The sequence below is a fragment of the Promicromonospora kroppenstedtii DSM 19349 genome (assembly GCF_000515355.1).
Lineage (GTDB): Bacteria > Actinomycetota > Actinomycetes > Actinomycetales > Cellulomonadaceae > Promicromonospora > Promicromonospora kroppenstedtii.
Map to the genome: position 1 here is coordinate 35,151 of NZ_KI911743.1, position 2,957 is coordinate 38,107.

Genomic DNA, 2,957 nt, shown 5'->3' on the forward strand with positions numbered 1-2,957 from the left:
GTACGCCGGCCCGCCCGCGTGCCACGAACCCAGCAGCCGGGCGGTCGTGGCGGGGGAGAGCTGACGCAGCACGGTCGGGGTCGCAGCGGACATAGGGGCCACTCTTGCGCGATTGGCCCTGGATGACAAGGCCAATGGTCCCGCACCATGGGGGCATGACGACGACCACCGGCCGCCCGGCCGAGCCTGCCCCCGACCTCGCGGCCGACGCCGCGGCCGGCACCACCCCGGTTCTGGCACCCGCCGCCGCGCCCGTCCTGATGCGCCCCTGGCGGCGCGGTCTGCAGCTCCTGCTCGGGCTGGTGGGCTTCGGCGTCGCGACCGCGATGATGCTGCACTCGGGACAGGGCGCGATGCCATGGGCGGTCCTGGACCAGGGCATCGTCGACCGGACCGGGCTGGCGTACGGCTGGGTGGTGCTCGGCGTCGGACTGCTGGTGATGCTCGCCTGGATCCCGCTGCGCCAGAAGCCGGGGGTCGGCACGATCGCCAACATCATCGTGATCAGCCTCGTCATCGACCCGGCCCTGTGGGTGCTCGAACGGCTGTTGCCGCACCCGGGGCTCCCGGCCGGGATCGCGCTGGCGCTGGGCGGCACCGTGCTGCTCGGGGTGAGCACCGCGGCGTACGTGGGGGCCCGCCTCGGGCCCGGTCCGCGCGACGGGCTGATGACCGGCATCGTGCAGCGCACCGGCTGGCCCGTGTGGCTGGTGAAGACCGTCATCGAGGTCACGGTGGTCGTGGTCGGGGTGCTGCTGGGCGGGACGTTCGGCTGGGCCACGGTCGTGTTCGCCTTCGGCGTCGGCCCGGTGGTGCAGGTGGCCGCGCGGTGGCTGGCGCCGACGGGCCTGACCGACCGGCACTGACCCGGGGCCGGGCCGGGGCTCGATTCGATTCGAGGGCCTGGCATAGGGTGCCTTCATGGTCAACTATCGGTACCTCGGTAACAGTGGTCTCAAGATCTCCGAGATCACGTACGGCAACTGGCTCACCCACGGCTCGCAGGTCGAGAACGACGTCGCCTCGGCGTGCGTCCGGGCCGCCCTCGACGCCGGAATCACCACCTTCGACACCGCCGACGTGTACGCCAACACCGTCGCGGAGCAGGTCCTCGGCGACGCGCTGCAGGGCGAGCGCCGCGAGTCCCTCGAGATCTTCACCAAGGTGTACTGGCCCACCGGGCCCAAGGGCCCCAACGACACGGGCCTGTCGCGCAAGCACATCCTGGAGTCGATCAACGGCTCGTTGACGCGCCTCGGCACCGACTACGTCGACCTGTACCAGGCACACCGGTACGACGTCGAGACGCCGCTCGAGGAGACGATGCAGGCGTTCGCCGACGTCGTCCGCCAGGGCAAGGCCCTCTACATCGGCGTCTCCGAGTGGACCGCCGACCAGATCCGCGCCGGTGCCGCGCTCGCCAAGGACCTGGGCTTCCAGCTCATCTCCTCGCAGCCGCAGTACTCGATGCTGTGGCGCGTCATCGAGGACGAGGTCGTCCCCGCCTCGAAGGAGGTCGGCGTCTCGCAGATCGTGTGGTCGCCCATGGCCCAGGGCGTCCTGTCCGGCAAGTACCTGCCGGGCCAGGCAGCGCCCGCCGGCTCGCGTGCCACGGACCAGAAGGGCGGCGCCCAGACGATCAGCCGCTTCATGAGCGACGAGACCCTGACCGCCGTGCAGAACCTCAAGCCGGTCGCCGACGAGCTGGGGCTGTCCATGGCGCAGCTCGCCGTGGCCTGGGTGCTGCAGAACGACAACGTCGCCGCCGCGCTCGTGGGCGCCTCCCGTCCCGAGCAGGTCGCGGAGAACGTCAAGGCCTCGGGTGTGACCATCCCGGCCGAGCTGATGAAGCAGATCGACGAGGCCCTGACCGGTGTCGTCGAGCGCGACCCGGCCAAGACGCTCGAGGGCATGCCCAAGAAGCGCCTGGCCTGACACCCTGCGCTGAGTCGTCAGAGGGCGCCGCACGTGTCGCACGCACGGGTCACCGGAGTGACCTGTACGTCTGACACGTGCGGCGCCCTCTGACAACCGCCGTCCGACGAGCGGGAGCTACTCCGGGTAGTTGCCGCGCTTCTTGCTCATCGGCTTGGGCAGCCGCGACCGGCGCAGCTGGTAGGCGCGCGTGATGGTGTACATCAGCAGGCCGCGCGGCACCTCGCCGAACTTGGCCGTCAGGCGCTTCTTCAGCGAACGCCACAGCAGCCACGCGTCGATGATCGTCAGGAACAGGAACCCGTACAGCCCGAGCATCACGAAGATGCTGAGCTGCGGGTACTGCTGCGTGAAGAACGTCGCGAACAGGAAGATGAACGCCACCGGCAGGAAGAACTCGCCGAGGTTCCAGCGCGCGTCGACGAAGTCGCGCACGTACCGGCGCACCGGGCCCTTGTCCTTGGCCGGCATGTACCGCTCGTCACCGGTCTGCATCGCCTGGTAGGCGCGCTCCCGGTCGACGCGCGACTTCTCGCGCTGCGCCTTGCGTGCGGCCCGGCGGTCGTCCGGGACCAGCGGGCGCTTGTTAGCGGCCTGCGCGACGTTGCGCTTGGGCGTGGGACGGCCCTTGCCGGCGGCGGTCTGGGCCGCGTCGGACGTCGGCGTCACCTCGTCGGGGGAGTCGCCCACCGGGGTCACGCCGTCTGGTGTCGAAGTCTTGCTGCGGGAGAACACCCTCCCAGCCTAATCGCTCCCGGCGGCGGCCGGTTCCGAGCCGTTAACGTGGGGGCGTGACCACCGATACCACCGCGGCCCTCCGGGCCCGCGTCACCGAGCAGTTCCCCACCCTCAAGGCAGACCTCGAGGCGCTCGTGCGCATCCCCAGCGTCTCGGCCGCCGCGTTCGACCAGCAGCACGTGGCCGCCAGCGCCGCCGCCACCGCACAGCTCCTGCGCGACGCCGGCCTGCCGGACGTCCAGATCCTGTCCGCGCCGCGCCCTGACGGCACGCCGGGTGCGCCC

General features: G+C 71.1%; 3 protein-coding genes and 1 pseudogene. 3 read left to right on the forward strand and 1 reads right to left on the reverse strand.

The genetic code is table 11. From position 1 onward, the window contains the following. Window positions 1-155: 155 nt before the first annotated feature. Both yczE and PROKR_RS24115 read left to right on the forward strand, forming a co-directional pair. A complete protein-coding gene (yczE, locus tag PROKR_RS24110; protein ID WP_036968697.1) occupies window positions 156-866 on the forward strand; it encodes a membrane protein YczE in 711 nt (236 codons plus the stop codon). Between the two features lie 55 nt (window positions 867-921). Beyond that, the gene (locus PROKR_RS24115; RefSeq protein WP_020014287.1) at window positions 922-1,935 is read left to right on the forward strand and encodes an aldo/keto reductase family protein; all 1,014 of its coding nucleotides are present in this window, start codon (window positions 922-924) and stop codon (window positions 1,933-1,935) included. Window positions 1,936-2,052: 117 nt separating this feature from the next. Here PROKR_RS24115 and PROKR_RS24120 read toward each other — a convergent pair whose 3' ends face one another. Beyond that, window positions 2,053-2,670: a DUF3043 domain-containing protein gene (locus tag PROKR_RS24120; protein WP_036968701.1), complete on the reverse strand. Its 618-nt coding sequence runs from the start codon at window positions 2,668-2,670 to the stop codon at window positions 2,053-2,055. Window positions 2,671-2,726: 56 nt separating this feature from the next. Here PROKR_RS24120 and PROKR_RS36070 point away from each other — a divergent pair. Further along, window positions 2,727-2,957, forward strand: a pseudogene (locus PROKR_RS36070) (dipeptidase); the annotation flags it as partial.

Bases quoted from the DNA above. Each gene is read 5' to 3' on its own strand.
- PROKR_RS24115 (WP_020014287.1), top strand. From the start codon at position 922: ATGGTCAACTATCGGTACCTCGGTAACAGTGGTCTCAAGATCTCCGAG.
- yczE (WP_036968697.1), top strand. From the start codon at position 156: ATGACGACGACCACCGGCCGCCCGGCCGAGCCTGCCCCCGACCTCGCG.